The sequence below is a fragment of the uncultured Gimesia sp. genome (assembly GCF_937919775.1).
Taxonomy (GTDB): Bacteria; Planctomycetota; Planctomycetia; order Planctomycetales; family Planctomycetaceae; genus Gimesia.
Genome location: NZ_CALFPF010000563.1, coordinates 1 through 6,220 on the forward strand (window position 1 = coordinate 1; position 6,220 = coordinate 6,220).

The following is a 6,220-nucleotide window of genomic DNA, read 5'->3' on the forward strand; positions in this document are numbered from 1 at the left end:
CGGGTTAAAACTCTACGAAATAAGGTTGTCGCCCGCTGTTGCGGACTTTGCTCATCTGACAGGGTTGTCTTCTTTCCCAGTTCGACTGCTACTTCCATGAATACCACATCATTTAAGAGAGTCAGTGCCTGCAACGGCGTATTACTGCGACTCCGCCTGACGACACACGCCTCGCGGCTGGGGGCATCAAACAAACCAAACGTCGCATAAGGGGTTGTTCTTTTAATGAATGTATACAGGCCGCGGCGATAACGATCGGCGCCAGTACTCTCGTTCCAGGCCAGAGTCCCATAAGACAACGCAGTCACTCCTGCCGGTTGAGGGGGGAACACACTGGGGCCGCCGATTTTTCGGGTCAACAATCCGCTGGCAGTGAGAGCAGAATCTCTGACAACTTCAGCAGCCAATCGGACGCGCGGCCCGCGCGATAACAGACTGTTCTGCGGATCGCGGGCCAGTTTTTCCGGCGTGACGTGCGAAGACTGGCGATATGTGGCGCTCGTCACTATCAAACGTAACAGTTTTTTGCGCGACCAGCCGTTCTGAATGAATTCGGTTGCCAGCCAATCGAGCAATTCGGGATGTGTGGGAGGCGAAGCCTGGGTCCCGAAATCTTCCGAAGTCCTGACAATGCCCGTTCCGAATAACGCCTGCCACCAGCGATTGACGACCACTCTTCCGACAAGCGGATTTTCCGGATCCACGAGCCAGCGTGCCAATGTCAAGCGGTTCGGCGGAGCCTGTTCAGGCAACGTATGAAACCGTCCCAGTGTGCCCGGCTGAACGATGTCGCCCGGTTTTAAATATTCGCCGCGGTGGTGCAAGCGAGTCACGCGTTGATGTTGTGGCAAACGTTCCTGCAGGACGAGCGTTGTTGGCTGTTCCGGAATTGACTTCTGCAGCGTTTGAATTTGCTCCTGCTGTGCCTTGAGTTCCGGAGTTGTCATCAGAAAATGCTGTTCGACCTGCATTTTCTGTTCTACAGACCAGTCTCCCTCACGCAACAGCAGAATTGATTCGATTTCTGCAGGAACTTCGGACGCGGCTACCGGGCTTTTGTCAGATGTCACTGAAATCCGAAAGCAGCCGAGCGTCATTTCATGAATATACTGCTGCTTCAAGGTCACAATCAATTGATCACCCGCCTGCAGCGTCAGCGGTTGTTCCAGTTCGTAAACGCATTGATGCGGCTTTCCGATCTGTCCCGTAATTTTCCACCCGGTATCCAGAGTCCCGTCTATCGTTTTCGCAGCCGACGTATTTTCGGGAGCAAAATCCTCCGTCGCATTTTTTAAGATCAGTCGCCGTATTTTCGCATCCTTGTCACTGCCGGATTTCAGACTCACCTCGAATTCACTGAGCATGAAATCGCCTTTGTGCCCCACAACGGCGGCCGCCTGAAATGAAGCCCTACCCGGTCCGCGATCAGGCAGACTGTCGTGCGGCAGTACTTCCAGCCTGATTGCCGTAACCTGCTGAGACTCCTGAATGGGATAAGCGGCGATATAGGTGTCATTATTAGGACGATCGCCGCTGGCCAGCACCGAACCATCTTCCAGCGCAGTTAAGGTGGCCCGATTCAGAGCTTTTAATTGAGTCGCATGCAGGGGCTTCCAGTGATGGGCCTGTTTGCGGTTCTTTGAGATCCAGGCCTGAAATTCCTGTTGAAAATGCGCTCGTTTTTCTGTTTCCGTTTTCTTGTCACACTGCGTCAGCCACTCTGATTTGAGTTTCTCTTTCGAAGCGGTGATTTGCTGCTGAATTTCCTGACGCTGTTTTGTGATGCCGGCATCAGGCACGGTTAATTCTGGTTCGTCCGCATTATTGAGAAACGCGAATAACTGATAAAACTCGCGCTGCTGAATTGGATCGTACTTATGAGTATGACACTGGGCACAACCGACCGTCAGCCCCAGCCAGATTGTTCCGGTGGTACTCACACGATCGATAATCGAGGCAAAGCGAAACTCTTCGACATCAATGCCCCCCTCTTCATTCCAGAGTGTATTGCGATGAAAACCCGTGGCGATTTTCTGTTGCAACGTAGGTTCCGGCAGCAAGTCGCCCGCAAATTGTTCGATTGTAAATTGCTGGAAGCTCATATCGTCATTGATCGACTGAATCACCCAGTCACGATAAGGCCAGACCGAGCGGGGACGATCTTTTTCGTAACCGTTGGTATCGGCGAAACGGGCCAGATCCAGCCAGTAACGAGCCCAGTGCTCTCCGTAATGTGGTGAGTCGAGTAATTGATCCACCAGACGTTCGTAAGCATCTGCGCGAGTATCATTCACATAGGCGTCTGCCTGCTCGGGAGTAGGAGGCAGACCGGTCAGATCAAGATAAACCCGTCTGACCAATTGATAAGGGTCTGCCGAGGGAGCCGGAGTCAATCCTGCCTGCTCCAGACGTGACAGAATAAAATAATCGATGGAGTTGCGTGGCCATTGCTGGTCTTTGACATCGGGCAGCGGAGATCGAACCGGTTTTTTAAAGGCCCAATGTTCTTCATAAGTTGCCCCCTGTTCAATCCACTGTCGAATTTTTTGAATTTGCTCACTCGTCAATTCCATTTTGGAATCGGGGGGAGGCATCCTCAAATCCACATCGGAAGTCGTGATCCGTTCGAATAACGCGCTGGATTTCAGATTGTGAGGTACAACGACAGCTGTCTTGTCCCCCAAGTCTTTAAACAAACCCTCCCGTGTATCGATCCGAAACTCCGCTTCCCGTTTCTCTGCATCAGGACCATGACACTTCAAACAGCGGGAAGCCAGAATCGGCTGGATGTCCTTCAGAAATGAGATTCTTCGGGACGGGGGATCACTGGTTGGCGTTATCGGTTTTTCTGCGCGGGAGACGATTGTCAATCCATGACCGCTCAATAGAACAGCCGACACAACAATCAACCAACGGCAGCTGCGCTGCAGTACTTCATACCTCTTAGATTCAGACTGCATAACCTTACCTCAGCATTGTAGATTCAATGCAAACGGGTGCGTTTCCTGCGGAAGATGTTTGATGACACACAAATCAGTTCCGCAGGAATCAGGTTAATCCCCGTGACCAGTTTTACTCTCTCACAACACAATCCAGAGAAGAACTAGTCCTTCTTTTGAAACAGTTCATGATCAGGATTTCCACCCGATCGCAAATAGGCCAGTAAGTCCAACGCTTCTTCTTTGGTCAACGTATCCACGAGTCCTGTGGGCATCATGGATGACTTGGAAGGCATCATTTCCTCAACGGTATCCCGATCAACATTCGTCAGATTACTGGGATTGGTCATATCGGTCAGCACCATCATGTTTTTACCGTTGAGATTGATGACGCGTCCATTCACGATTCGGCCATCATCCAGAATAAACATCGTGGACGCATACTGGTCGGAAATCACTTTGGAGGGTTCTATAATCGATTCTAACAGGTTTTGCGCATTGAAGCGTCCTCCGGCTCCCGTCAGATCGGGGCCAATCGTCCCCCCTTCACCGGCAAAGCGATGACATTTGAAACAGGCACCGGCGGCAAACATTTCCCGCCCCCGCTCAAAGTTGCGCTGGACCTTATCGTGATTTGCTGCATCTAATAATTCATCGACAGTCCACTTCTGGACAAAGGGACGAGGCGGACCTTCTGCGATTGGTTCCGATTTTTCCAGATTGATATCCAGAATCGGCTTGAGTGTTTCTTTCTCCTGATCCGTCAGCGTTTTGATGGCTTCTGCACGAATATTGACCAGGAACTTATTGAACGACATACCCCCTTTGTGGGCTGTTGCCTTCAGATACCACTCAAAGTATTTCTTGCGGAGTTCATCGTTCCAACCGGCGGTAATACTGCTGAGCACTTTGGCATAATGGATCTGCTCTTCCTGTGTCAAAGCATGCTCCTGCAGTTCCAAAGTTCGCTCGATGACTTTGGGAGCATCCAGGAACGCCAGAACCTGGCTTAACTCGCGGTTCATAAAGGAATTCCGGGCTGGGTAGGCACCATTAATTTGAGCGAAAATGTTTTGACGTTCCATTTCTGTTGGTTTTCCCAACCGGATAAATACCAGTTGATAGAGCCGTAACAGATCCATCTTCTGTGTCGCCGTTAATGTTTTCCAGTCAAGGCTTTTCAGTGCATTCAGCAACGGTGTTTTAAATGCCGGTTTTCCATTGCGAGCCAAGGCGATACCTGCCGTAATCAGAGTAGCAGGATCTTTTTCCAACAGTACACAATTCTGCCATTGTTCGACCGGCTGGTGTTCGAGGGCAATTCGAGCCGCATAGCGAATGTGTCGATCTTCATGCCCCAGATAAGGCCACACAGAATAGACGATCATTTCGCCCTGCTGACCATGAAAGGCTTCCAGATCACGGCGCAGCTCTCGCAGGCGTGTCCATTCACCGGGGGCGGGCTCTGCAGGAGCCGTTGATTCATCACCAGCATAAGTAATACGATACAAGCCGGACTGCGTTTTTCTTCCACCAATTGTAAAGTAAAATGCACCATCCACCGGATTCACAACCAGATCGGTCACCGGCAACGGAGTCGCAGAAGCAAACTTTTCATAAGTGGCGACGTAAGAGGCTCCTTGTGGCTTCATATGCACGGCATAAATAATGCCGTAGCTCCAGTCGGAAATGAACAGTGATTCCTGATACTTTGCCGGAAACTTCGTGCCCGTTCCAAACACAATCCCGGTAGGAGATCCCTGTCCGATATTCACAATCGCAGGCAGACTGTCGGGATAATAATCGGGCCATTTTCCGGTTCCGGAACGCCAGCCGAATTCACTGCCGCTGGTGACGTGATTCACACGTGTCGGACGGTACCAGGGAGACCCGACATCCCATTCCATGTCGGCATCATACGTAAACAGTTCCCCTTCGGGATTGAAGGCGATGTCGTATTCATTTCGAAAACCGATACTGATCACTTCAAATTCTTTGCCTTCGGGATCGGTCCGACAGATCCAGCCCCCCGGCGCCAGTTTACCGGCGGCATGACCACGGGCATCCCACAGACGTGGCAGCAGCAGGTCTTCATCCCAATTGCGTGGGACCAATGATTTTTCCGGTTCAGGCAGATCGGTATGATTACCGGCGGCGATATACAGTGATTTTTTATCGGGAGAAAGAATAATGGCATGTGGACCATGTTCGCCGGCCCCCTTGATTTCTCTCAAAAATTTCACTTCATCAAACTGATCATCACCATTGGTATCTTTCAGTCGGTACAAGCCGGAAGGCCGTTCTTTGCCGCCATTCACGACTGCATACAGACTGTCAAACGCATACAGCAGGCCATGCGCCATGCCCATATCGACGGGCAGTTTTTCGACTTGAGTGTCATTTGTTGTGGAACCGATTTTGGCAGGTGTGATCCTATATAACGCACCATACTGATCTGAAGCGATCAAACGTCCTTTGGGGTCAATCGTCATGCTGACCCAGGATCCCTGTTCTTCCGTTGGTACCGAATACAGTAATTCGATTTTGAAGTCTTTCAGCAATTTGATCTGATCAACGGGGGTTGCCATCGCTGAAGGCGGAGCACTCGTATTTCCCAGAGAAATCGATTCTATTTCGATCAGACCTTTTTGACTGGCAGGATCGATGCGTAATCCCGTCAATTCCGAGTCGGCGTAAAAGACAAAGGCGACGTCCTGCCAATCACTATTAATGGGCCGTGTTTCAAACTTTTCGGATCGCTGGTCGGCGTAGGCGTTATCCTTTTGTGTTTTCCAGTAGATTTCGCCTTTCAGGCGTTTGGGAGATCGCAGCCGGAGCTTGACTTTTTTCCAGCCAGCGTCCGATTTGAGATCACGACCAAAGTGCGGGTCTTTGCCTGTACTGTTTACCTGCAGCATTTTCTCTTTGACGGAGAGAGTACAATCATTGTAAGCTGTCCAACCATGATCGTTCTCAGTAAAAGTCCATGTCAGGGTTGACTGTGGTTTACTGGAATCGTCCGCCAATAACGATTGAGAAACCAGTACCGCACTCACGGCAATACACAAAGTTTTGAATGCTTGAATCACGTCGCTGCCCCTGCTCCGATGCCAAATGGATAGTGTAATGTGACAGGCTTGAATTGTACGTTGCCGGCCAGAGAAATACGGAGAAACCAAAGAACCCCTTTTCAAACCAGTCAACAAAACAGGAAGGTCTTATTAATTGAAACCTGAACCGCCGAATATATCTATTTTCCATGATAACAGGTAGTTGATGCG

Annotated in this window: 2 protein-coding genes; both read right to left on the minus strand. The window is 50.4% G+C overall.

Annotated features, from left to right (window positions below):
- Positions 1-2,960 (minus strand): PSD1 and planctomycete cytochrome C domain-containing protein (locus Q0294_RS16210; RefSeq protein WP_299467534.1); only part of this gene is annotated, 2,960 nt, incomplete at its 3' end.
- 143 nt (positions 2,961-3,103) lie between these two features.
- A complete protein-coding gene (locus Q0294_RS16215) occupies positions 3,104-6,028 on the minus strand; it encodes a c-type cytochrome (RefSeq protein ID WP_299467536.1) in 2,925 nt (974 codons plus the stop codon).
- Positions 6,029-6,220 lie beyond the last annotated feature (192 nt).